The organism is Rathayibacter sp. AY1E8 (assembly GCF_002931415.1).
Lineage (GTDB): Bacteria > Actinomycetota > Actinomycetes > Actinomycetales > Microbacteriaceae > Rathayibacter.
On sequence record NZ_PSVI01000020.1, the window covers coordinates 23,641 to 43,452 of the forward strand.

Genomic DNA, 19,812 nt, shown 5'->3' on the forward strand with positions numbered 1-19,812 from the left:
ACCGTCAATGGTGATGAGGCGATGAGTGAGCACGTTCGTGCCTGCGTCAAGACAGTGGATCTGTCGCGGTGGAGCATCCCCTACCGGACGCATGGTTGACGGTCCCATGGAGGGCGGCCGCCTCCACTAGACCTCTTTATCCGACTGGGGTAGCTACCCTCGAGCCCATGACCGACCAGCAGAACGATGCACGGTTGCGCGCGAGGCGGATCGCCGGTGCGACGGCGATTGTTCTCACCGTTGTCGCCGCGCTTCTCGTTCAGGCCGGCGCGAGCTTGCTGACCCTCGCCTCACCAGCCATGACGGACTGCCGGCCGCGCGAGATCCCGCTGAGCGCAGCAGCCTGGTACCTCGGCGCCCTGCTCGTTATCGGAGGATCCGTCTATGCGGCGGCGAAGACCGCGCGTGCGCTCACGTCGACCGCGCTCCCCTACGCCCTCCTCCTCACAGCGATCCTCGGAATCGTGACGTTCTCGGGACTAGCGATCCTCATCGCCGGGCTGATGGGCTTCGCGGAGATGGATGACCCTGGACCGCCTCCGACAGGCGGACCCGTCCTGCTCCTCATCGCCGCACTCAGCACACCTGCCTGGGCGCTCGGCGCATCCAGCATCCTCATGCTGACCAAGAGACGCAGAGTGCCGTCTCGTCCGGCGGCGTCGCTCATCGCGTTCGCTGCCATCACTGCGACGAGCGTTGGTCTCCAGCTCGTCAGGTTCACCCTGACCTGCTGACGGTGATCACAGAGGTCCTCTACGAAAGGGGCAACGACGGTACCGCCACACGGCACCGATCATCGGCACCGCGGGACTCGAGAAGTTCCTGCTCAGCGACCCCCTTACGGGACGCCAGAAGCGATGGAAGCACGGCGGAGCGCGCGACGGCGTGGCGATGCGCTCGCTACGCTCACGGGATGTTCGGCCTCCCGCGTTGGCGCCCGCGAGCTGACGCTCGCCGTTCGCGCCGCGCTCGGTTCCGCTCCCTGCTCGCTGAGGCCTGTAGCGCGTGCTCTCACCCGTGGGTGGAGCACGTCGCGGATGCCGGACCGGCCGGCGGTCACGTCTGCTCGGAATGCGTCTACGAGCTCGAGCACGGGTTCAGCCACGGGCCGACCTGTCACCGACCGGTTCCGATCGACGTGTCGAGTCGCGCTGACGCCGCCGCCGCGACAGCAGCGCGGGGCGGCAGCGAGCGACTGGTCGGAGGAGGTCGGATGCGAGACGATGCAGAAGACCGTGATGACCCTTCGATCCCGACCCTGCGCGAAACGACAGCCGCTCTCCTCTTCGGGCTGGTCCAGCCCCGAGACGTGATCGCTCTGGCAGCGAATCTCGTCGCAGCAGGGAGTGACAGCGAGTCCCTTGTCGCTCTCGCGTCCCTCTACTCCAGCGCCACTCCCGCCGACGTCTTCGACCTCAGCTCGGCGGCACTCATCGAAGCGGGCGCGCGGCCATTGGATCGGGACGGTGAGGAGATCCCGCTTCTCGCGCTGCGCGTCGCATGCCGTCGTTTCCTCACCGGCGACTGGGATCTCCGCTCCTTCTCATCCTGGGTGCACGACCGGATCGGTCACGACGGACCGGCAGCTGCGCAGCCGCTTATCGAGGTCGATGACGAGCTCGACGCGCGAGGCATCGGAGCCGGCGAGCGATACCGCCAGAAGGTCGCTCGACTCGCCGCCACCTTCCTCGCTGACACAGAAGGGCCGGCGAGCGAGAACCCCTAACGAATCCGTCCGGTGCACGATCGGCTATCGAGACTGAAACTCCTACCGCCTTGGTACGGGACTGGTTCCCCCGCATCGACCGCGACGCCTGCTGACATGATCGTGGTCATGCCCTCAATTCGTTCGGCAAAGTTTCGGGCAGAGTCGTCGGTGGACGCTGTGCTCCCGCGGGCACTCGCCGGGCACGAGTCGAAACAGGTGCGCATCGCTGTTGCCGAGAACGCCGCTGCGGATGACCTGACGATCGGGCGTCTCCTCGCTGATGACGTCGACGCCGTGCGCCTCGCCGCCGCCAGCAGCCTTCGTGAACGCCCGCAACTCCACGAGATCGCGGCGAAATCAACGGACAAGTGGGTCCGTGCGATCCTTGCCCACCTGTACGCGGACGACGACCAAAGGTCGCTCGCCCTTGCGGTACAGAGAACACTCGCGGCGGATCCCTTCGGGGAGACTCGTGGCCGGACGGCTCAGACCACCGACGACTTGGAGATCTTCGAGTCGCTTCTCACCGACCCGTCACCGGTTGTCCGCGGCATGTGCGCGCGCAACCCCCGCATCTCCCTGACACAGATGGAGCGTCTCATCACCGACCGCGATCGCGCCGTCCGCGCCGGAGCCGCAGAGGGCGGACTCCAGTACCCCAATGACGAGCAGTTGCTCCGGCTGGCGCGCGACCGGTCGGTCGAGGTGCGCTGGGCAGTACTATTCCGCGCCGACCGACCCAGACGAGCAATCGAACTCATCGCAGAGGACAGCGACGAGATTAACCGACACCACGCGCGGATCGCCCTCCACGACGAGCACGACATCATCGCGCCAGCGGTGACGCACCGTGCACGCGCAGAACGTCGACGGGCACAGCTTGTTCGCTCATTCGGTGAGTGAACGGCGGGGAGTGAAGAGCGCCTTGTACGGCACGCGGTCTCGTTAGCCGATCCCCATATGGGACGGAGCTGAGCGGGTAGCGTCACCGGCATGACCTCGGGTTCGCGTCACCGCATTCCAGTTGCTGCCGCACTCACAACCGGAGCGGCGCTGCTCACCGCCGCCGGCTGCGCGCCGGCGGTGCAGACGTCGGGATGCCCGGGCTGGGCGTATTTTGGATCCGCGGAAGCCCGCTACGAGGTCGCCGAAGCGGTCATCACGACCGCCTCCCCTCGCGCCTCGGGAACTCAGAGCGTCTTCAGCGTCGCAGCATCCGCATACATGGTCACCGTGGATGAGACAGAGAAGGGACCGTTCATTGCAGGAGAGACAATCCGCGTCGTGTCGATGCCTGATGCGTGCAGCGGCACCGACCTCTACCCGGACGGAGACCCGATGGACACCGACCAGCCCCTCCGCCTGTACCTCAGTTCCGGGAACGGATTCTGGGCGACGCTGACTCCGCTCGAGGGCGCTGAACCGATCGAGGAATAGCCCGCCAGTCGATCCTCTTACGGGACGTAACGCCTTCCGTGGGATGGCTCAGTCGGCAGATGCCGCGAGTGCCGGCGCTGCCAGGCCGAGTCCTTCGCAGAAGGGGCCAGTGGGCTGGCCCGCTCTGTTCGGGAAGACGCCGAGCCTGGTGTCCGCGAGGACGCAGACCGTCGGGTTAGGTACGTTGATGGGTCCGCTTCCCGGGTAGGGCTCGTCGGGGACGGCGCTCCAGCTCGCTTCGCATCGTTCGAGGGCGGCGGCGACCCGCTCGGACAGTGGAAGCAGCTCGAATGCGTTGCGGTCGTCGTCCACGAGGATGCTCGTGGTGTGGTCAGCGCGGACGTCGGCGACGGAGTAGCAGTCGAAGCTCGTGTTTGCTTCGTCGTTGCTGGCCTGCGTTACGGTGATCGCGGCGGCGCTGGTGCCGATCGCGACGACGGCCGCGAGGCCGAGCCCGACGAGGCGGCGGCGCTTGGTGGAGCGGTGGCGGGCAGCGATGTCGGTGAGGATGGTGGCGCGCATCCTGGTGAGCTGTTCCGTGGTGGGGCCGAGGTCGTGGGTCATCAGTTCTCCCTTTCGAAGGGGCGCAGGGTGGTGCGGAGCGTGATCCGCAGCCGGCTGAGCCGGTTGCGGATGGCGCCGTGGGTGGAGCCGAGTGCTTTCGCGGCGTCGGCGTAGCTGCTGCCCTGTTCGATGCACAGGTAGTACAACGCTTGATCGGTCTCGGAGAGCTCGGAGACGGCTTCCTCGATCGCCGCGGCGAGCTGGCGTCTCGTGACTTCCTCGTCAGGGGTGCCACGTCGATCCGGGTGCAGCGACAGGTCCGCGTCCTCGGTGCGGTTCCGTGCACGGGTCTTGGTTCGGAGGAGGTTCAGCGCGGTGAACCGGGCGGTGGTGAGCAGCCACGGGAGGGCGGACGCGTCCACGATCGCGACGTCGTTGATCCGCGTCCACGTGGTGAGGAACACGTCTTGCACGACGTCTTCGGCGTCGGTGGGCGTGCGGACGATGCTGAGGGCGTAGCGGTAGGTCGTCGCCGCGTGCCGGTCGTAGAGCCGGCCGAACGCAGCCCGGTCGCCTCGCCTCGCGCCGTCCATCAGGGCGGCGTCATCGGTGCGCGCCGCAGCGTCTCGCGCGAGTGCTGCTGCTTCCGGTGGCGTGCTCATGCCTAGTGGTGTCCGATCCGAGCCGATCGTCTCAGACGAGATCCGCTTTGCAACTCTCCGCTCGAGGATCCCCAAACGGGACTGGCTGACGTCTCCTCAACGCCCTGCCGGTTTCACGTCGAGTTGTATCACTTGAGTTTGATTTGGAACCAACTCGATCAAGCGGACACTTCTAGGCATGGGTGTGGAATGGGAGACGGATCGCGAGGTCTGGCGGCGCGCGACGGGGGCTGATCCGCGGGCATTCGCGCTGATCTTCGACCGGTATCACCTGCGCGTTCGGGCCTACTGCCGTCAACTGCTCGGGGAGTCCGTCGACGCGGAGGATGCCGCGGCCGTCGTGTTCCTTGAGGCGTGGCGTAAGCGCGCCGACGTCCGCTTCGTCAACGACTCGCTCGCCGCGTGGCTGCTCGTCGTCGCCCTGAACGTCACCCGGAACATCGGTCGCGGTCGACGCCGATACGAGCGGATGCTGCGCACTCTTCCACCTCCTGTCAACGCGCCCGATCCAGCAGTGACGGTGGCAGCCGCAGCGGCATCCGCCGAACGCAGCCGCACCATCAGAGCTGCACTGACGATGCTGCGGCCGGCGGATCAGCAGATCCTCGCGCTCTGCGTCATTGAGCAGCTCACCCTCGAGGAAGCAGCCGCCGTGCTGCGCATTCCGGTCGGGACGGTGAAGTCCCGACTGTCCCGCGCCCGAGGTCGCCTACGCGATGAGTTCACACGCAGGCGGACACTTCCCCACACCTTCCGACCCGCGGAGTACTGACATGACAGCACCAGAGCACGACCGTACCCTCGCCCTCCGAACGGTGATCGCGCAGGCCGCAGAGAATGACCCAGGCAGCGGGCGCCACCGACGTCACCGGATCGCGATCGCCGCGGTTCCCGCGGCCGTCATCCTCGCCGCGGTCTCGGGCGGACTCGTCTTCGCCCAAGCGCCGGTGTCCGACACCATGACGGTCGCTTGCTTCGCGCGAGCAGAACGCAATGGGTCCGAGTTCCCCGGCACCACAGGAGCCCTCGCAACACAAGACGGAATACCCGGCAGCGGCGATCAGGTGCCGATCCCGGACGCGATCGCGTTCTGCTCCGACCTGTGGAGGCAGGGCGCACTTGACGTCGACACGGCGAATGGCTCACCAGTCGACCTTCGACCAGGACAGATTCCCTCCGAACTGACCGTCTGCGTCATGCCCGACGGCATTGCAGCTGTCATTCCCGGTACCTCCGACGTCTGCGGGCAGCTCGGCCTCGCCAACCGCGTCAAGTGACTACCAGCGCACCCGATGAACCATCCCCTACCGGACGCCCGCTGGATAATCCTCCGATGAAATACCCGTGCGCCCTCTTCGGCACTGCTCTGGGAGGCGCCGAACTACAGCTAGGGAGAGACTTGAGGCATGTGGTTAGAGGGAATCGCGCTTGAGCGGCGGTTGCGCGAGCTGGACATCCCTGGGCCCGGCGATGAGCCGGTTGACTTCGACGGTCAGCGACTGGCGGCAAAGGTGGACGCCCTCGTCGCACTGCTCGATGAGAGCTTTCCCAGTGCTGTAACGGCGGATCGTCCCTGGGAATGGCAGGACTCCGCGACCTTCACGCACGTCACGGTCGACGGTGCAGCAAACCGCACTTCGGCGAACCTCGTCATCTGCATCAGCCGACACGGGGACCTTTGCTTCATTGCCCTCGAAGCCCAGGAAGCGTATACACGCGAGGAGTTCGATGCGCTGGTCGAACCAGAGGACTTGTCACCGATACTGGCAGCCCTCGACACCGTGAACTTCACAGTCACTGCCGAAGAAACGCTCTGGGCCCGATACGACGGACCGCGCGTGATGAGCAACTCGAGCTGGATCGAACGCTACTTCGGGTATCCGATTTGAGCGCGCCCGGCGAGCAGGTCCGCGCGCCGAAGCTGCGCTGACCGGTAACCCATCCCCGTACGGGACATGTCGAGCTACACCGCCCACTGCTTGGGTCCAACTCCACGCAGCTCATCAGGCGTGCCGGAAGAGCTAGGTTTTCCCACGACCAGAACTGCTGGCGGTGAGCGGGCGGCCGGCAACAGAATCGCCGCTTCGGGTTTCTCCTGTGGCGACGAGTGCGTTGTCCCTACGAGCAGAAGAGAAGTATAACCAATGGACGAACGATATATTCAACTAGTAGCAGGCATTATTTTCATTACCGCCGCAATATTGCTGACATGGAAAGGAAAGGCTTACGCGCGCTTCAACGCGAGGATGATACGGAGAATTTACGGGAACAGGGCGGAACGTGTCGCCAGGTCATCAACCCCGGCCACCGTATTATTTGTTTCTATAGCAATGCTTGTTCTCGGGATTTCTTTCTTAGTATCATCTATTGTTAAAATCAGCGCCTAGTCGAAGCGATGCTTAGACAGCAAATTCCGAACGACTCAACGGTGCGGATCCACCCCGACGACGCTGTACTGGACGATGCCACAGGAGACCGCTGGACGCAGCCCGGCAATACCCTGTCCTGCACCGACGCAGCCAGCGAGACCTCGCCAGAGATCACGATCCACCACTACAGGTGGGACGCCACCGCCCTCTTCACCGTAGCCGCCGCCCTCGCTCTCGCGGGAACCGTCGTCGCGCTCAGAGCCGAACGCAAGCAGGAGCTCATCACCGAGTCGCAGGAAGATCGAGCGAGGACATAGCGGAGAGCCCCTCTGCCGGTCAACGATCCCCTTACGGAACGGGGTGCGTTCGACGTCGCCTAGCTAGCTGGTGCCGTCCGTGACGAGCTCGTTCTCTGTGAGCAGTTCGCGGAGAGCTGTGCGGGCGCGTTGGTATCGTCCGCGGGCGGTGCTGGCGGAGAGGCCGAGGATGTTGCCGGCATCGATGACGGTGAATCCGTCCCAGAGCACGAGCTTGATGAGCTCCGCCTGGTCGGGAGCGATCGCGTCGAGCGCTCGTCGGACGTCGAGATGCTCCGCGGTGGGGTCCTCGAGTGGCATCGCCCGCAATGTCCCGGCGAATTTCATGGCCAGATCGGAGCGGCGGGCATTTCCCCGCTGAGCGTTGGCGAGGGTGCGGCGGGCGACGCCGAACAGCCACATTCGTGCTTGCTCGGGATCCGTTGGGATGGAGTCGACTTTGCGCCAAGCGACGAGGTAGGTGTCGCTGAGTAGATCCGCTGCATCCGCGACGGGCGAGACGCGTCGCTCGAAGTAGCTGAGCAGGTCGGAGGCGTTGGCGAGGTAGACGGCCTTCAAGACGGCGGTCCTCTTCGCCTTCACGGCGCCTGCTCCTCGGTAATGTTGCAGCCGCCAGCCGATTCAATGGACACGCCTTCGCCGTATCCGGCCTCTCTGAACTGCTCGATGATGCGGTCCGCGATCAGCCGGGTCACCGCGATCCCAGGATCCGCCGTGAAGCCACGGGTGTCTGCCTCTGTTTGCTCCTGCTCGATGACGGTACGTCTGGCTTCGGCGTCGACGCTCGCGATCGTCGGGTCCCAGTCGTGGGTACTGAGGAAGACGCGCGCTTCGCGCGCCTCACGCTCGACGTCTGCGCCCTGGCCGGCGGAGTAGTCCGGCTCGACGCGAATCGCGACCTGGCAGAGAACGTTGCCCTGCCCGTCTCCGAGGTCGAAGGAGCGCTGCACGGCTGCGTCGGGGGTGAAGCCTGCCCAGTCGAGGATCGCGGGGCCTGCCACCGCGCCCGTGATGCCTAGGCTCAGGCCGGCGACGCTCAGCGCGCCGACCAGCCACAGGTTGCGACGTCGCCGCGGACGACGGGTGCTGTCGCCGACCTCCTCGATCGTCAGGCGAGCAAGACGGTCCGCATCGCCGCGCAACGCGGGATACGACTGGCGGGTGGGTGGTGCGGCGCGGCGGATCAGGTCGTCGAGTGGGTCGGCCACGGGTGCTCCGTTTCGGGTGCTCATACCGAGTACATGTCCGGCACCAGCCCGAACGTAATGGGAGCCGTACGAAACGGCCCCATCCGCCCGGGTGGCAATCCCCTAACGGACACCACCCGGAGCAAGGCAGCGTGAATGAGCGACGACTCCTTGGCACGACCACGGACACAGGCTTGGATGAGCACATGCAGACGCTCATCCCTCTGTCAGGCCGCGAGCTGTGGACCACGACTCATGGCGCCGGCACCGATGAAGACACGACGATCGCGATCGATCGCGGACTGCACGTCGCGCGTTGCTCGGTCCGCACTATGGTGCGACCCGGGACTCGCGTCGGACCCCGCGATCACGTACACGGGATGGTGACCGACCCTGTGACGATCGCCTCCCTCGCCGCCGGCTGTCTCCTCCTTGGCACGCTCCCCACAGACTCCCGAAAGCGCGATGGGGTCGCCGTGATCGAGGAAGTCGAAGCTCGTTCGCTCGCTCTCGCCCAAGACCGAGACGGATGGACCGTCTCGATACTCTCTGTCGACGGGATCGACTACGCCCTCTTCTCGCGCACCATCCCGGAGGGCACGATCGCACACGCCGACCTCGGGTGGGCCGTCATCGCCATGTGGAGCACCGGCAGCGTCTACGACGGACCTCTACAGCGAGCGGACATCAATCCGGATGATCACCTGCCCGACCGGTAACCCATCGTTCAGCGGGACGGTCGGCGGACTAGCATTTCGAGCATGGGGCGACGTCAGCACACCAAGGCTCTGGTCCGGTTGGCGTGCGCAGCTACGCTCATGGGCGTCGCGCTGTGGGTGACCTGGGCAACGTCGTCCTACTGGCAGGCATGCACAGGCGCTAGATGGAATAAAATGAACCCGTCCTGCGCTGACGCCATGTCGTCCTACGACCTCATGCCCCTTCTGTACCTCTGGGGCGCCCTCGCTCTCGTCGTTGTAGCCCTGGTGGTCGCACGCCTCGTTCCCTGGGTTCCCGCAGGGGTAGCGACGGTTGCAGCAGTTGTTCTCGCCTGCCCTGTGGCAGACCCCGGGTTCTTCTGGGTCGAATGGGGCAGCGCCGACGGCACTCCCGGACACGGCCTCTGGACGGCGTGCTGGATTGCAGCTGCCGGTCTCGCCCTCGTCTACCCATCACGCACCTGGAACCCTGGGGCTCGCCCAAACACACCGGTTGAAGCAGCTGCTACACGGTCCTTCGCTAGCTAATTGTTCGGCCCGGCCCGCTGCGCACTCCGGGCTGAACACTGCGGCTGGACCCAGCTCGGCAAGAACCTGTAGGTCTGCGCGAGCTGACAGCAAGGGCACTCTCTCACTGAACCGCCGAACCCGGCGGAGAGACGACCCACTGAACGATCCCCATACGGTATGCGCGCGGAACGGCCTAAGCCGCTCACCTCGTGCCATAACCTCGTGCCATGCGCACCCTTGAGCGGCTACTGCTCGCGGCGCTCATCACTGCTGCCTGCGCTCTTGTGGCGACGATCACCCTCCTGGGGTTGGCGTCCCTCGACTCCCCTCGGGACACGACTCCGCCATACGACCCCACCCCCTCGGTCCATCCGACCGCTCGTCCGATACCTCAGAAGATCGATGGCTGACCGGTCAATGATCTCTATACGGAACGTGCCGTGGTCTGCTCAACCGACGATCACGGCGGTACGCAGAGCCAGAACCCAGCTGGTGACGGCGCCGACCACCCCCAAGGCGAGCAGCAGCGACCTCCATCGAGCGTGGGAGCGCGTGCTGACGCGCATCGCTACGACCAGGAGAACGAGGTTCGCGAGGGCGACAGAGCACAGAGCCGGCCACGCGACGTGGAACCCCGTGCACTGAGGAGGAAGGGACTCGTTGCACGCAAACGTGAATCCGTCGAGGAAGACGCCCGCGACGAGGGCGAGGAGAGTGATTACGCCCGCGATCACGGCGGAAGCATTGAGCGACAGTGTATGCACACCATCACTCTCGGACCAGCGAGTGAACGGCAGGAGCGCACTGGTCCATCCGGGTCGGATCTGTCCCGGAGACCGATCCGCATACGGGACAGCGGCGGATTGTGCAGTCGCTGGCGATACTGCGTGACGCAGAGTATGGCGGCAAGCCCGCCACCAACTATTTCAAGGCCTAATTCGCCGCGCACTGCGCGCAATCGCCCTATGCAAGAAAAACAAAACTACGCAAAAGGACGACGGTATGCCAATTATTAGCAATAATGGCACTATCAAAAAACCGAAAGCGCTGGCAAGGGTTGCGGGAATTAAGCAAACCCCAAACGCAACTAACGAAATAAGCCAAGCTTGTCTCATGACGCTTAGTGGTTGACGAGAACCACCATTAGTGCTGCCACTAATTGACCTCGATATCTTCGAGGTCAAAGGCGACAGTGCCAGAAGAACTACAGCAACCAAAGCAAACGGCCAGGCGTATTCAATAATTGCATCTGCCAACGCGTATTGCACTCCCGAAGCCGCTTCACGCATCGGTCCAGCAATCATAAGAGCAGATATCGTTTAAGAAACCTCTACAAGCAGGGCTATCCACGCGTGCGCAAGAAAACTTGCTCCTGTCGTTGCCGAAGCGGAAAGGTCACTTGGTCGACTCGAAGACACGAGTTGAACCTAGCCGAACGTAGGACCGGCGGCGGCGAGAGTTATGCGGGCCTGCGTCGGGCGCGTTCGGCCTCAGACGCGCACTCGGACTCGTTCCGCTGCGGGCGACGGAGACCGCTGATCGAGGCTCTCAGCCAGCCGCCGCCATCCGCTGAACGATCCCCTACGGGACGACTGAATCTGCGTCGCGCGTAACGCTGCGAGGCCGGCCGGACACTACTAGGTATGGACGCGACGAAGAGCGGTGACGCGGAGACGTGGGAGCGAGGCTCCTCCGGGGATGGCGCGGCTTTCGCGCTGATCTTCGATCAGCATCGCGCCCGCGTCTTCAGGCACGCCTACCGACTCCTGGTCGACACCGACGATGCCGAGGACGCGACGGCAATCGCGTTCCTCGAGCTCTGGCGCCGACGCGCGTCGGTGCGGCTCGTGGACGGCTCGGTTCTGCCGTGGCTGCTGGTCACCACGACCAACGCCGCCCGGAACCTCACCCGCAGCCGCCGCCGCTACCGCACCCTCCTCGACGCGCTCCCCCACGGTGAGCATCACCGTTCAGCCGAGGACGTCGCCCTGAGCGACGAACTCGCAGACCAACGTCTCGCTGCTGCGCTGGCGCAACTGTCCCCGACCGATCAGCACCTGGTCACGCTCGTGATGATCGAGGGCTACAGCCCTACCGACGCCGCACCCGTGCTCGGCCTCAGCGCCGGCACGACCCGGACGAAGCTGCATCGCGCTCGGACCGCGCTGCGCGAACACCTCGGACACCCCACGCTCGACCTCTACCTCCAGTCGACGCTAGGAGAAACGTCATGACCGCCCCGCAGATGAGCGACGACTTCGCCGGCGCCTTCCGAACCGCCCTCATCGACCACATCGACACTCCCGCCCGCTCACGATCCACGCGGCGCCGGTGGTGGCTCGGCGGAGGAATCACAGCCCTCGCCCTGTTCGCCGGCACCGCGACCGCCGCCGCCACCGGGCTCCTCCCCCTTCCCGGAGCGATGGACATCACCACGATCAGCACCACGACCACCGGCACCTTCACCGGCACCGACTCCATCGACCTCGGCGCCACTCCCGACGACGCGAACGGCGTCGTCCTCTCACTGCGCTGCCTCACCCCGGGCCGGTTCAGCTTCCCGGACGGATCGAGCCTCGGCTGCTCCTCGACCGACTTCGGAACGGGGACTGAACCGGGCATCGCACCTTCGCTCTTCCCGCTGTCGAACGTCATCGACGGCAGCGTGCAGATCACCACGTCACCGGACGCGAGCTGGTCGATCACCGCCACTTACGCGACCGCAACAACCACCGACTGGGCGACCAACGAGCAAGGACAGAGCTACGGCGTCATCTACGAGAACGGCGAACCGGACCTCATCGCCGTCACTGCCGACGACGGCCGGCAAGGCTACGTGCGCCGGAGTGACCTCGAGGACGCGGACGGCACCACCGCGCAGCGCTCGTTCACCACTCCTGAAGACGCCCTCGAATGGCAGGAACAGAACGACGGGATCACGCACACCATCCCCGTCTACGCCACAGACGGGACCACCCAACTTGGTGAGTTCACCGTCGGCTGACTCACCACGTCGACTGACTCGGTGAACCATCCCCATACGGAACGGTGAACGACCGCCCCCTGGTGGTTACCGCTTCGTCGACCACGCCTTCTCTATGGCGGCGAGCACGTCCGCTAGCTCGACGTCATCTCGCCGCACGTCCCGAACGAATGCTTCTGCAGCTGCGGTGACGTCGATGGCGATGATTCGCCCGGGTCTGACTGTGGTGCCTTGGGAGCGTCGTGTTTCGACGTGGCCCGCTTCTTCCAGTTCCCGATAGGCGCGCGCTGCCGTACCGACCGCCACTCTGAGGTCACCCGCAATCTGTCGAACGGTCGGGAGGCGCTGGCCTGCCTGCAACCGGCCAGACGTGATTTCTGCCGCCAACGCTGCGCGGATCTGCTCGTAGGGCGGTCGAGGATCGTCAGCGTCGACCTCGATGCTCATCACGCCATCACCGTCGACACGTCAGCGGCACCCCGAGGAAGGCGCGCCAGAGACGTGGCGGCCAGTACCGCCATCACCATGCCGACGAGGAACACGACGCCGGCCACACCCAAGAGCACCAGTCCAACGATCCCCGCGAGCTGTGCCGAATCGGGCGTCATGCCCGTCTCGAGAACAGGTGCGTTCATCAGCGGAAGCGCCGCCGAGCCCAGGAAGACCGTGCTCGTGAGTAGGAGTGAGGCGTTGGCAACACGAAGAACGAGCCGCACCGCGCCGCGCCGCAACGCGGTATCTGTTTCGCTGAGCTCGGGCCAAGCGGTAGCGGGAGAGGTGACGACGCGGCGCAGAGCGTGCCGAACGGCAACGACGAGCAGACCGATCAGGGGAAGAGCCGGCGCTGCGAAGAGCCATCCCGGGAACAGGAACGGCCCTCCAGCGAGGCAGGGGTCCGAGAACATCACCGGACAGATCCAGCGACCATCGTCCGCCGGCTTCGACAGCAGACCACTCAGGAGTGCGATGAGCGCAGTCATCGAGGCGATCGTGGCGAAGGTCGCGCGTTGTCGAACCGTGGAGTAATCCGAAAGTCGTCTCGGCATCACGCTCGCCGTGCGTCGCCTCATCGCTCCATCGATGGAGGGCACGGGCATCACACTGAACACGCCGAGCCCTACAGCCGCTGCGAGCAGCAGCCCGAGCAGGAACGGCACCGACTCCAAGCGCGGATTCGCTATGTGAATCAGCACCGCGACCGCGAAAGCGACGAGCGCGGCGGCGACCGAGGTAACCATCCGCACGACGCCGACGCGATGAGCGCGCACTACGGCAGGCGGCTGTCGACGTTGAGTCAGCAGCGACACTCCTCCCGCGACGACGCTCGCCACGACGAGCACACCGATCACGACCAACGTGATCTCCGCGAAGCCCCAGTTACCCATGACCGTCCCCTTTGTATTGAGTAGACGATACAAAGGGGCGAGGGTTTGTGTCAAGCGTGCGAAACAAGGGCAGATCACCGAAGGGGTCGACCAGAACAAGTATCCAATCCCAGAGAATCCTTCAACCAACCCGCCCGGTAGACGATCCCCATACGGAACGCTCCCGGCACCTTGGTGCGGTTGGACGGTCGAGGAAATCACTGCTCATCTGCTCAGGGGCGTCAGAATGGCGAAATGATCGACGTCGACCTGGCACTGAGCCGCTTCGTAAGCGGAGTCGACGCAGAGGGGCTCCGCGCCCTGGGCGTCGTCATACGGGTCGGTGATCAGCAGAGACAACACCGCTGGCGCAACGACGACCGCACGAACATCTACTCGGTCTCCAAGGGCGTGTCGGTCCTCGCCGCTGGACTCGCCTTCGATGAGGAACTGCTGACCCCTGCCTCGCGGGTCGGACAGCTGCTACCAGCCGCCTCCCTCGGAGCGGACGTCGACGGAGTGACGATCGAGCACCTGCTGTCGATGACCAGCGGTATCGACTTCCCGTGGTTCGAGAGCGACCCCTGGCCGGAAGCCGACCTTGCACACGCCATGCTCAGCAAGCCTTCCCGCGGGCCCGGCCTCGTCTTCCAGTACTCCGACGCCAGCACGTACGTCGCGATGCGGATGCTGGGCGCGATCGTCGGCGACGTCCGAGACTGGCTGATCCCCAGGCTGTTCACACCGCTGGGCATCGACGATCCCGAGTGGCACCGATGCCCGCACGGATGGATCATCGCCGGCAGCGGCCTCGAGCTGCGAACGGAGGAGTTAGCCAGCGTCGGCCAGCTCCTCCGCGACCGCGGGATGTGGAACGGCCGACAGTTGATCAGTGCACAACGGATCGACCGCATGCACAGTTCGTGGATCGACACGGGCGGCCCCGCTCCGTTCACGCGCTACGGCTTAGCGGGCTGGGACGGACCGCGTGACTGCTGGCGACTCGACGGTGCACGAGGACAGTACGTCGTCGTAGACGCTGCACGCGACGCCGTCATCACCATCACCGCCGACGAGCCAGAACGCGACCACCGGCTCGCTGAACTCGGCGCGGACGCCCTACTCGGATAACAACGCCGGAGGGGCATAGGCACCCGACGACTCCCTACAAGATCACCGTTTCGGTGGACGATCCCCCTACGGGACGGCTTTCCGGGCAGCCAGCCAGTCGCACTGGGCTCGGTCTAGGCGCTGCGCACGGTTAGGAACCAGGCGGTGTCACGACTGGCCTTTGTCGTCGCGATACCGAGCAAGTCGATCGGGTCGGCGCCCAGGGACGCCGGGTCCATCTCGTGCGGGCCCGCGGTGCAGTCGATCGTCTCCACCGCGCTCGTCGTTGTGGTTGATGCGCCAGTTACCGCCGAGGAGTCGAGATGCAGGTCGAGAGTGCCGTCGCCGTAGCAGTAGAAGGTGATGGACGTTGGCGAATGCGGCTCACCGAAGACCGATTGCATGCGGTCGCCGTCCTGACCAGCCTCGGAGTCGGACTACAGCACGGCGAGGTAGGGGCCGTCAGCATCGATCTCGACCTGGCGATCCAAACGCCACTGCGCCACCTCGGCCGGGTCGACGGGGCTCGGTGTGCAGGCCGTCAGCGCACAGAGGCTCACCGCGATCACCACGAGTGCTGCTGGGCGACGGCTCATGTCCACACCCTAGATCGGTCCCCCCGCTCTGAGCGAGGGATGAACCTCCGGCCGATACAGGCGGCCCGTTCAGCGATCCCCTTACGGGACGCTCTCGGTCGCGAGTCGGTTGCTCCTCGTGGTGAGAGCCGCGTCACGCCTACTGTTCTCCCGTGGGAGAACTCAAGGGAACGAGCGCGGCGGCGGTCGAGGCCGCTTCTCGTCGCGCCGAGGGGTGGATACGCCGTGGTTGAACGTCTGGACAGTTGGGATCCGAGTGGACTCTCGCCGGACCGGCAGACATCACCCCGCCAACGACGGTTGTTGAGACTGTCGCTCGTGCTGGGCGCTCTAGCCGTCCTGGCGGCCGCGGTTCTGTGGGTGGGTGATCTGCTGTTCGGCGTGCATGGCCCTTCGCACTACGTCAGCATCACTAACGACACCGGAGCCTCACTCACCTGGTCCTGCTCCTGGTCCGATCTTCACCTCGCCGCCGGGGAGACGGGTCAGCTGCGCATCCTCGACCAGCCCGACCAGGACTACGGCTGCGTCCCACAAGCAGCGACCCCCTTCGTAGCGGCGGCGCACAACAACGACATCTGCCCGTCGCTCAACTCGATGACCGAGGGAAGGCAGTTCACGGCAACCGACTTCGCGAAGACCTACCGCTGCCCGTAGCTGCATACGCGACCGGTGAACGATCCCCAAACGGGACGCCTGTAAGACGGTCCGTCAAATGGGTCGAGTGCAGGCTTCGTCAATCGCTTCTTGCTCGTCGTCGGTCAGCCACGCTTCGCTCGTGCTGGGGAACCATCCCTGGTTCGGCCACTGGTCGATGAAGTCGGTGCGGCTGGGCGCGTCGGGGTTCTCGATGCCGTTCGCTTCGTAGCAGGGCACGAGGTACTCGGTCAGGTAGCTGTAGAGGTAGTCGATCTGCTCGGACGTCATGGGCACCACGGGGGTCGTGGGATAGCTCGACCAGCAGGTGAACGCGGCGACCGATTCGGCTTCCGTCGAGGCGGACGTCATGATGCTGACGGGTCCGCCGCCGGCGGCGTTCGAGCCGAGGTCGACCGTTAGGCCGGCCGCGGTGAGGCAGCCCAGGAGTGCTGTCGAATCGTTCGGGTCGCGGTATTCCTGGAACGGGTCGGCGGGTCTCGTCGCGTCAGGGAAGCCTGCCAGGACTCCTTCCCATTGGCGGTCCTGCTCCTGGATGCGCAGCTGCTCCTGCTCGTCGGGCGCGAGAGGTGTTGGGGCGGGAGAGGGACCAAGATCGGGCATCGGGTAGGCGACGACAGAGGAACTGGTCGCCTCAGGGGTGGGGCCAGGTGCGAGAGCCCACGTCGAAACCAGGGCGACCGCGAGGACGATGACGGCTCCGGCGGCGACGATCCAGATCACCCTCGCGCGGCCGGCTGGCGTGGGGTGGGTGCGGCTCTCGCCCAGGGCGGCGGCCGCGATGGATTCCGGTTCGTCGAAGGACCGCACGCGCTCGATGGCTTCTGCCGGCTCGAGGCCGGCCAGCTCCTCATCTATCCCGTCTCGGATCGCGGAGGCGACGTCACGAGGGACGGGCCGTAGCGCCCGATCGAGCCGCTTCAAGTAGGTCTGGACCTCGCGGGGTGCGCTGGTCGGGGTCATGTGTCGTCTCCTGCCACGATCGCTTGGACGGAACGGGTGAAGGGCTCCCACTGGCGGCGGAACTCGCCCAGCTCGGCCTGTCCGGAGGGGGTGAGCTTGTAGTACTTCCGGACCGGGCCCGAACCGCTCTCCCCTGCGTAGGAGGTGATCAAACCGCGATCCTTCAACCGCCCGAGCACCGGGTAGAGCGTGCCGATGCTGGCGATCATGCCCAGCGACACCAGCTCCTCCGACAGGCGCCAGCCGTACATCGGCTCCCGCGATAGGAGCCCGAGGGCGCAGTACTCCACCACGCCCTTCCGGATCTGGGCCCCCACGTCGACTGTCATGCTTTGCATGTTAGCGTGCGATGCATACTAGCGGTGGTGGGAATCTGTCGGTCCGACTACCGCGCAACAACCAACGAAGGTGTCCCACGATGACGACTGCTTCCACCGCGTCACGTCTCTCGACTTCAGCATCCGATGGATCTGTGAACGCGTTCATCGGCTGGACCGCCGCCGGCGTGGTCACTGTGCTCGCCGCCCTGGTTCTGGTGTTCAGCAGCTTCATGGTGGCTCTGGGGATCACGGACGCGGATCCATCCGAGGGAGCCATCGCGATCGGCGCCGGCGGTGTAGGTGTCATCATCTGGATCGTCGTTGCCGCTGTCGGAGGTTACGTCGCTCCCCGGAGGCTCTCGCGTCGTCCTGTTCTCGTCGCGTGGCTTCCAGCTGTGGTGAGTGCCCTCTGATGCGGGATCGCTATCGGCCTGTTTCCCGTCCTGCTCGAGAACGTCGTCTTTCCGATGTCGTTGACCCCCGTGCCGATGAGCCAGCCGCTCCTTTTCCAAGCGTTGATTCTTACGGCCGGTGCCATCCCGGCTGGAGCGGGGTTGCTGGTGATCAATCTCGTGTTGCGCGTGATCAGAGCGCGCCGGGGCCGAGTCGGGACGCATACGAGAGGTGATGCGCCTGACGTCGGGAGTCAGAGCTCCTCGTGATCCATGGCGAGAGAGGACTGGACATCAACTAGATGAGGCACGGCGTCGGCTCAGCGCCCAGACCAGCGCGCCCGCGAGGAGCACCGCGCAGGTCAGCCCGGCGACGTGCAGGACGAGCGAGAGCGTCCCGTTCTCGGGGAGCAGGAAGCCGTAGGGCACCCACCCGTCGGTCGCTCCGCGGACGAGCACGACGACGACCCAGACGATCGGGTAGGGCAGGACCACCCACAGCCGGCGCCAGGAGAGCGGTCCGCGGTCGGCGACGACGATCCAGTCGAGGAGGACGAGCGCGGGGAGCACCACGTGCAGGACGGCGCTGACCCAGGGCGGAGCCGTCCCGGTACCGGGTACGAGGGTGTTGTAGATCACGGCGACGACGATCGAGTAGGCCGTCGCCGCGCCGCGGACGTAGCTCAGCCACACCGGCGTCGGACGGCGGGCGAGCGCGACCGATCCGGCGACGATGAGCACCGCGCTCGCGAGGAGGCTGGTCTGGTTCGTGAAGTAGCCGAAGTAGTCGAACGGATTCGGGTCGCCGGCAGGGATGCGCGTAGGTGTCGAGGATCACCGCGATCGCGGCTGCACCGACCGCGATGCGCACTACACCCACGAAAGGGCTGGTCGGTGCCGGGGAACTCATCGGGTCAGCCTAGGAGCCGTTGGGCTTCCTGCTGGCCCGCGACAGACGTTCCCCTTTCCGAACCGTGCTGAGCATCTCAGGCCGAGACGCGACCACGAGGAAAGCGATGACGTCGCTTAACCTGAGCCGGTGGGGACGTTCTCGAAAGTGCGCAACACGGTCGCGGTCGCGGCATGCCTAGTGGTCATGACGGGATGCACGGCGCAGCCTGCACCACCGACTCCGCCACCGGCGACGAACACGGACGACGGCTTCACCTCCCCGCTGACCGGCGATCTAGGCGTGGCGACCTTCACCGGGAACGACGGGACCACCGGCGCCGTCCAGTTGAGCGCGGCGGACGGCCGGCTGGCCCTGACATCCGACGAGCTCGTCATCCCCACCGCGTCTTCCGGTTCCGTAGCGGTCATGGGAGCGCTCGATCCGATCGACGCGGATACCACCTGTTTCGACGTCGATTTCCCGATGCGTCTTGCGGACGCGGAGTCAGGGAAGCCCTACAAAGCGTGGCGGAACCTCGCAGAGTTCCATGGCGACCCGACAGCGATCAATCAACTCGTTCTCACGACCCGCCCGCAGGACGACCCCGACTGCTCAACCAAAATCCTCGCCATCGCTGACGTCCAGTGGAACGTGGAGCCGCAGCGCAGCACCCTCGTGGCCCGGGACGCCGGCCCACGTGCAGCAGCGCGTGGCGAGGTGTCATCCACGGACGGAGTGCCGACGTCGTACACGGTCGCTCGCAACGACCTCGCAGAGGACGTCGCGGCACGATTCGGCATGACGGCCGATGACCTGTTCTACCTCAACCCGTTCCGCTTCCCTTCGGACGAGATTCTGCGCGTCGGTGAAGAGCTGAACCTCACTGTCGCGGCGCGATGACCTCCCCCCGCGGGTACTCGATACCGGGCCTGGCGTTCCGGCTCTTGATCAATCCTTCGGAGTGCAGTGCATGATGTCCCGATGAACGTTGGAGAGCCCCCGCAACCGAGTGCAGCGACGCCCATCGTTCTCGCCTTGGTCTTCGGCGGTCTTGCAGCCGCCCTGGGAGCCGTAGCCTCCATCTACATGTGGGACCCGAGCGAGACGTGCAGGACCCGCGGC

The 19,812-nt window shown here is 65.5% G+C and carries 26 protein-coding genes; 15 read left to right on the plus strand and 11 right to left on the minus strand.

Going from position 1 to position 19,812, the window contains the following annotated elements; genetic code table 11:
• Positions 1 to 167: 167 nt before the first annotated feature.
• The 4 genes from C5C74_RS07890 (at position 168) to C5C74_RS17040 (ending at position 3,145) form a co-directional block, all read left to right on the plus strand.
• The gene (locus tag C5C74_RS07890) at positions 168 to 734 is read left to right on the plus strand and encodes a hypothetical protein (RefSeq protein WP_104351283.1); all 567 of its coding nucleotides are present in this window, start codon (positions 168 to 170) and stop codon (positions 732 to 734) included.
• A 479-nt stretch (positions 735 to 1,213) separates the two neighbouring features.
• Positions 1,214 to 1,726 carry a hypothetical protein gene (locus C5C74_RS07895; protein ID WP_104351284.1) on the plus strand — a complete coding sequence of 171 codons (513 nt, stop codon included), beginning with the start codon at positions 1,214 to 1,216 and terminating at the stop codon, positions 1,724 to 1,726.
• A 96-nt stretch (positions 1,727 to 1,822) separates the two neighbouring features.
• Complete coding sequence (locus C5C74_RS07900) at positions 1,823 to 2,611, plus strand: hypothetical protein (RefSeq protein ID WP_146083027.1); 789 nt, start codon at positions 1,823 to 1,825, stop codon at positions 2,609 to 2,611.
• Positions 2,612 to 2,701: 90 nt separating this feature from the next.
• A complete protein-coding gene (locus C5C74_RS17040; protein ID WP_146083028.1) occupies positions 2,702 to 3,145 on the plus strand; it encodes a hypothetical protein in 444 nt (147 codons plus the stop codon).
• 48 nt (positions 3,146 to 3,193) lie between these two features.
• Here the strand turns inward: C5C74_RS17040 and C5C74_RS07905 are convergent, their stop codons facing one another.
• Together C5C74_RS07905 and C5C74_RS07910 are read right to left on the minus strand one after the other, a co-directional pair.
• Positions 3,194 to 3,709: a hypothetical protein gene (locus C5C74_RS07905; protein ID WP_104258115.1), complete on the minus strand. Its 516-nt coding sequence runs from the start codon at positions 3,707 to 3,709 to the stop codon at positions 3,194 to 3,196.
• Positions 3,709 to 4,242 (minus strand): RNA polymerase sigma factor, encoded by a 534-nt coding sequence (locus C5C74_RS07910; protein ID WP_181134668.1) that lies wholly within the window; start codon positions 4,240 to 4,242, stop codon positions 3,709 to 3,711. Before C5C74_RS07910 ends, C5C74_RS07905 begins: the two co-directional genes overlap by 1 nt.
• A gap of 247 nt (positions 4,243 to 4,489) precedes the next feature.
• Here C5C74_RS07910 and C5C74_RS07915 point away from each other — a divergent pair, with 247 nt between their 5' ends.
• From C5C74_RS07915 to C5C74_RS07930, 4 genes are all read left to right on the plus strand, one after another.
• Positions 4,490 to 5,083, plus strand: coding sequence for an RNA polymerase sigma factor (locus C5C74_RS07915; protein WP_104226387.1), 594 nt, complete (start codon positions 4,490 to 4,492; stop codon positions 5,081 to 5,083).
• 43 nt (positions 5,084 to 5,126) lie between these two features.
• Entirely contained in the window at positions 5,127 to 5,588 is a 462-nt protein-coding gene (locus C5C74_RS07920) for a hypothetical protein (RefSeq protein WP_146083029.1), read from the plus strand.
• Positions 5,589 to 5,717: 129 nt separating this feature from the next.
• The gene (locus tag C5C74_RS07925) at positions 5,718 to 6,200 is read left to right on the plus strand and encodes a hypothetical protein (protein ID WP_104258118.1); all 483 of its coding nucleotides are present in this window, start codon (positions 5,718 to 5,720) and stop codon (positions 6,198 to 6,200) included.
• Between the two features lie 506 nt (positions 6,201 to 6,706).
• Positions 6,707 to 6,997, plus strand: coding sequence for a hypothetical protein (locus tag C5C74_RS07930; RefSeq protein ID WP_146083030.1), 291 nt, complete (start codon positions 6,707 to 6,709; stop codon positions 6,995 to 6,997).
• A gap of 63 nt (positions 6,998 to 7,060) precedes the next feature.
• Here the strand turns inward: C5C74_RS07930 and C5C74_RS07935 are convergent, their stop codons facing one another.
• Positions 7,061 to 7,579 (minus strand): RNA polymerase sigma factor, encoded by a 519-nt coding sequence (locus C5C74_RS07935; protein WP_104263150.1) that lies wholly within the window; start codon positions 7,577 to 7,579, stop codon positions 7,061 to 7,063.
• On the minus strand, positions 7,576 to 8,205 hold the full coding sequence (locus C5C74_RS07940) for a hypothetical protein (RefSeq protein ID WP_104258120.1): 630 nt from the start codon (positions 8,203 to 8,205) through the stop codon (positions 7,576 to 7,578). The genes C5C74_RS07935 and C5C74_RS07940 overlap by 4 nt, the downstream gene beginning before the upstream one ends.
• A 185-nt stretch (positions 8,206 to 8,390) precedes the next feature.
• Between C5C74_RS07940 and C5C74_RS07945 the strand changes: the two genes are divergently transcribed.
• The 3 genes from C5C74_RS07945 to C5C74_RS07960 all read left to right on the plus strand — a co-directional run bounded on the left by C5C74_RS07945 (position 8,391) and on the right by C5C74_RS07960 (position 12,417).
• Complete coding sequence (locus tag C5C74_RS07945) at positions 8,391 to 8,903, plus strand: hypothetical protein (RefSeq protein ID WP_104351287.1); 513 nt, start codon at positions 8,391 to 8,393, stop codon at positions 8,901 to 8,903.
• Between the two features lie 2,153 nt (positions 8,904 to 11,056).
• Positions 11,057 to 11,647: an RNA polymerase sigma factor gene (locus C5C74_RS07955; RefSeq protein WP_104351289.1), complete on the plus strand. Its 591-nt coding sequence runs from the start codon at positions 11,057 to 11,059 to the stop codon at positions 11,645 to 11,647.
• Positions 11,644 to 12,417 (plus strand): peptidase M56 family protein, encoded by a 774-nt coding sequence (locus tag C5C74_RS07960; RefSeq protein ID WP_104351290.1) that lies wholly within the window; start codon positions 11,644 to 11,646, stop codon positions 12,415 to 12,417. Before C5C74_RS07955 ends, C5C74_RS07960 begins: the two co-directional genes overlap by 4 nt.
• Before the next feature lie 66 nt (positions 12,418 to 12,483).
• On the opposite strand, the gene C5C74_RS07965 is transcribed toward C5C74_RS07960, so the two are convergent.
• Both C5C74_RS07965 and C5C74_RS07970 read right to left on the minus strand, forming a co-directional pair.
• Positions 12,484 to 12,843: a GntR family transcriptional regulator gene (locus tag C5C74_RS07965; protein WP_104263145.1), complete on the minus strand. Its 360-nt coding sequence runs from the start codon at positions 12,841 to 12,843 to the stop codon at positions 12,484 to 12,486.
• The gene (locus C5C74_RS07970) at positions 12,843 to 13,781 is read right to left on the minus strand and encodes a hypothetical protein (RefSeq protein WP_104263144.1); all 939 of its coding nucleotides are present in this window, start codon (positions 13,779 to 13,781) and stop codon (positions 12,843 to 12,845) included. Before C5C74_RS07970 ends, C5C74_RS07965 begins: the two co-directional genes overlap by 1 nt.
• A gap of 234 nt (positions 13,782 to 14,015) precedes the next feature.
• Here C5C74_RS07970 and C5C74_RS07975 point away from each other — a divergent pair, with 234 nt between their 5' ends.
• Positions 14,016 to 14,891, plus strand: a complete 876-nt coding sequence (locus C5C74_RS07975; RefSeq protein ID WP_104351291.1) for a serine hydrolase — start codon at positions 14,016 to 14,018, stop codon at positions 14,889 to 14,891.
• 113 nt (positions 14,892 to 15,004) lie between these two features.
• Here the strand turns inward: C5C74_RS07975 and C5C74_RS07980 are convergent, their stop codons facing one another.
• Together C5C74_RS07980 and C5C74_RS17365 are read right to left on the minus strand one after the other, a co-directional pair.
• On the minus strand, positions 15,005 to 15,274 hold the full coding sequence (locus tag C5C74_RS07980; RefSeq protein WP_104351292.1) for a hypothetical protein: 270 nt from the start codon (positions 15,272 to 15,274) through the stop codon (positions 15,005 to 15,007).
• A gap of 33 nt (positions 15,275 to 15,307) precedes the next feature.
• Entirely contained in the window at positions 15,308 to 15,466 is a 159-nt protein-coding gene (locus tag C5C74_RS17365) for a hypothetical protein (RefSeq protein ID WP_181134669.1), read from the minus strand.
• 303 nt (positions 15,467 to 15,769) lie between these two features.
• Here C5C74_RS17365 and C5C74_RS07985 point away from each other — a divergent pair, with 303 nt between their 5' ends.
• Positions 15,770 to 16,123 carry a hypothetical protein gene (locus C5C74_RS07985; protein WP_146082270.1) on the plus strand — a complete coding sequence of 118 codons (354 nt, stop codon included), beginning with the start codon at positions 15,770 to 15,772 and terminating at the stop codon, positions 16,121 to 16,123.
• A gap of 54 nt (positions 16,124 to 16,177) precedes the next feature.
• On the opposite strand, the gene C5C74_RS07990 is transcribed toward C5C74_RS07985, so the two are convergent.
• Positions 16,178 to 17,086: a hypothetical protein gene (locus C5C74_RS07990; RefSeq protein WP_104223362.1), complete on the minus strand. Its 909-nt coding sequence runs from the start codon at positions 17,084 to 17,086 to the stop codon at positions 16,178 to 16,180.
• Positions 17,083 to 17,415, minus strand: a complete 333-nt coding sequence (locus tag C5C74_RS07995; protein WP_104223417.1) for a PadR family transcriptional regulator — start codon at positions 17,413 to 17,415, stop codon at positions 17,083 to 17,085. The genes C5C74_RS07990 and C5C74_RS07995 overlap by 4 nt, the downstream gene beginning before the upstream one ends.
• A gap of 143 nt (positions 17,416 to 17,558) precedes the next feature.
• Between C5C74_RS07995 and C5C74_RS08000 the strand changes: the two genes are divergently transcribed.
• Positions 17,559 to 17,819 (plus strand): hypothetical protein, encoded by a 261-nt coding sequence (locus C5C74_RS08000; protein WP_104223363.1) that lies wholly within the window; start codon positions 17,559 to 17,561, stop codon positions 17,817 to 17,819.
• A 273-nt stretch (positions 17,820 to 18,092) separates the two neighbouring features.
• On the opposite strand, the gene C5C74_RS08005 is transcribed toward C5C74_RS08000, so the two are convergent.
• Positions 18,093 to 18,539, minus strand: a complete 447-nt coding sequence (locus tag C5C74_RS08005) for a Pr6Pr family membrane protein (RefSeq protein WP_258064122.1) — start codon at positions 18,537 to 18,539, stop codon at positions 18,093 to 18,095.
• A gap of 298 nt (positions 18,540 to 18,837) precedes the next feature.
• Between C5C74_RS08005 and C5C74_RS08010 the strand changes: the two genes are divergently transcribed.
• The gene (locus C5C74_RS08010; RefSeq protein WP_146083031.1) at positions 18,838 to 19,590 is read left to right on the plus strand and encodes a LysM domain-containing protein; all 753 of its coding nucleotides are present in this window, start codon (positions 18,838 to 18,840) and stop codon (positions 19,588 to 19,590) included.
• The last annotated feature ends 222 nt before the right edge of the window (positions 19,591 to 19,812 follow it).

Excerpts from the sequence above, each read along its gene's own strand:
- C5C74_RS07930 (WP_146083030.1), top strand. The coding sequence starts at position 6,707 with ATGCTTAGACAGCAAATTCCGAACGACTCAACGGTGCGGATCCACCCC.
- C5C74_RS07995 (WP_104223417.1), bottom strand. The coding sequence starts at position 17,415 with ATGACAGTCGACGTGGGGGCCCAGATCCGGAAGGGCGTGGTGGAGTAC.
- C5C74_RS07910 (WP_181134668.1), bottom strand. The coding sequence starts at position 4,242 with ATGGACGGCGCGAGGCGAGGCGACCGGGCTGCGTTCGGCCGGCTCTAC.
- C5C74_RS07945 (WP_104351287.1), top strand. The coding sequence starts at position 8,391 with ATGCAGACGCTCATCCCTCTGTCAGGCCGCGAGCTGTGGACCACGACT.
- C5C74_RS07980 (WP_104351292.1), bottom strand. The coding sequence starts at position 15,274 with ATGCAATCGGTCTTCGGTGAGCCGCATTCGCCAACGTCCATCACCTTC.
- C5C74_RS17365 (WP_181134669.1), bottom strand. The coding sequence starts at position 15,466 with ATGAGCCGTCGCCCAGCAGCACTCGTGGTGATCGCGGTGAGCCTCTGT.
- C5C74_RS07960 (WP_104351290.1), top strand. The coding sequence starts at position 11,644 with ATGACCGCCCCGCAGATGAGCGACGACTTCGCCGGCGCCTTCCGAACC.
- C5C74_RS07990 (WP_104223362.1), bottom strand. The coding sequence starts at position 17,086 with ATGACCCCGACCAGCGCACCCCGCGAGGTCCAGACCTACTTGAAGCGG.
- C5C74_RS07900 (WP_146083027.1), top strand. The coding sequence starts at position 1,823 with ATGATCGTGGTCATGCCCTCAATTCGTTCGGCAAAGTTTCGGGCAGAG.
- C5C74_RS07955 (WP_104351289.1), top strand. The coding sequence starts at position 11,057 with ATGGACGCGACGAAGAGCGGTGACGCGGAGACGTGGGAGCGAGGCTCC.
- C5C74_RS07890 (WP_104351283.1), top strand. The coding sequence starts at position 168 with ATGACCGACCAGCAGAACGATGCACGGTTGCGCGCGAGGCGGATCGCC.
- C5C74_RS07905 (WP_104258115.1), bottom strand. The coding sequence starts at position 3,709 with ATGACCCACGACCTCGGCCCCACCACGGAACAGCTCACCAGGATGCGC.
- C5C74_RS07925 (WP_104258118.1), top strand. The coding sequence starts at position 5,718 with ATGTGGTTAGAGGGAATCGCGCTTGAGCGGCGGTTGCGCGAGCTGGAC.
- C5C74_RS07915 (WP_104226387.1), top strand. The coding sequence starts at position 4,490 with ATGGGTGTGGAATGGGAGACGGATCGCGAGGTCTGGCGGCGCGCGACG.
- C5C74_RS07895 (WP_104351284.1), top strand. The coding sequence starts at position 1,214 with ATGCGAGACGATGCAGAAGACCGTGATGACCCTTCGATCCCGACCCTG.
- C5C74_RS07970 (WP_104263144.1), bottom strand. The coding sequence starts at position 13,781 with ATGGGTAACTGGGGCTTCGCGGAGATCACGTTGGTCGTGATCGGTGTG.
- C5C74_RS07975 (WP_104351291.1), top strand. The coding sequence starts at position 14,016 with ATGATCGACGTCGACCTGGCACTGAGCCGCTTCGTAAGCGGAGTCGAC.
- C5C74_RS07965 (WP_104263145.1), bottom strand. The coding sequence starts at position 12,843 with ATGAGCATCGAGGTCGACGCTGACGATCCTCGACCGCCCTACGAGCAG.
- C5C74_RS17040 (WP_146083028.1), top strand. The coding sequence starts at position 2,702 with ATGACCTCGGGTTCGCGTCACCGCATTCCAGTTGCTGCCGCACTCACA.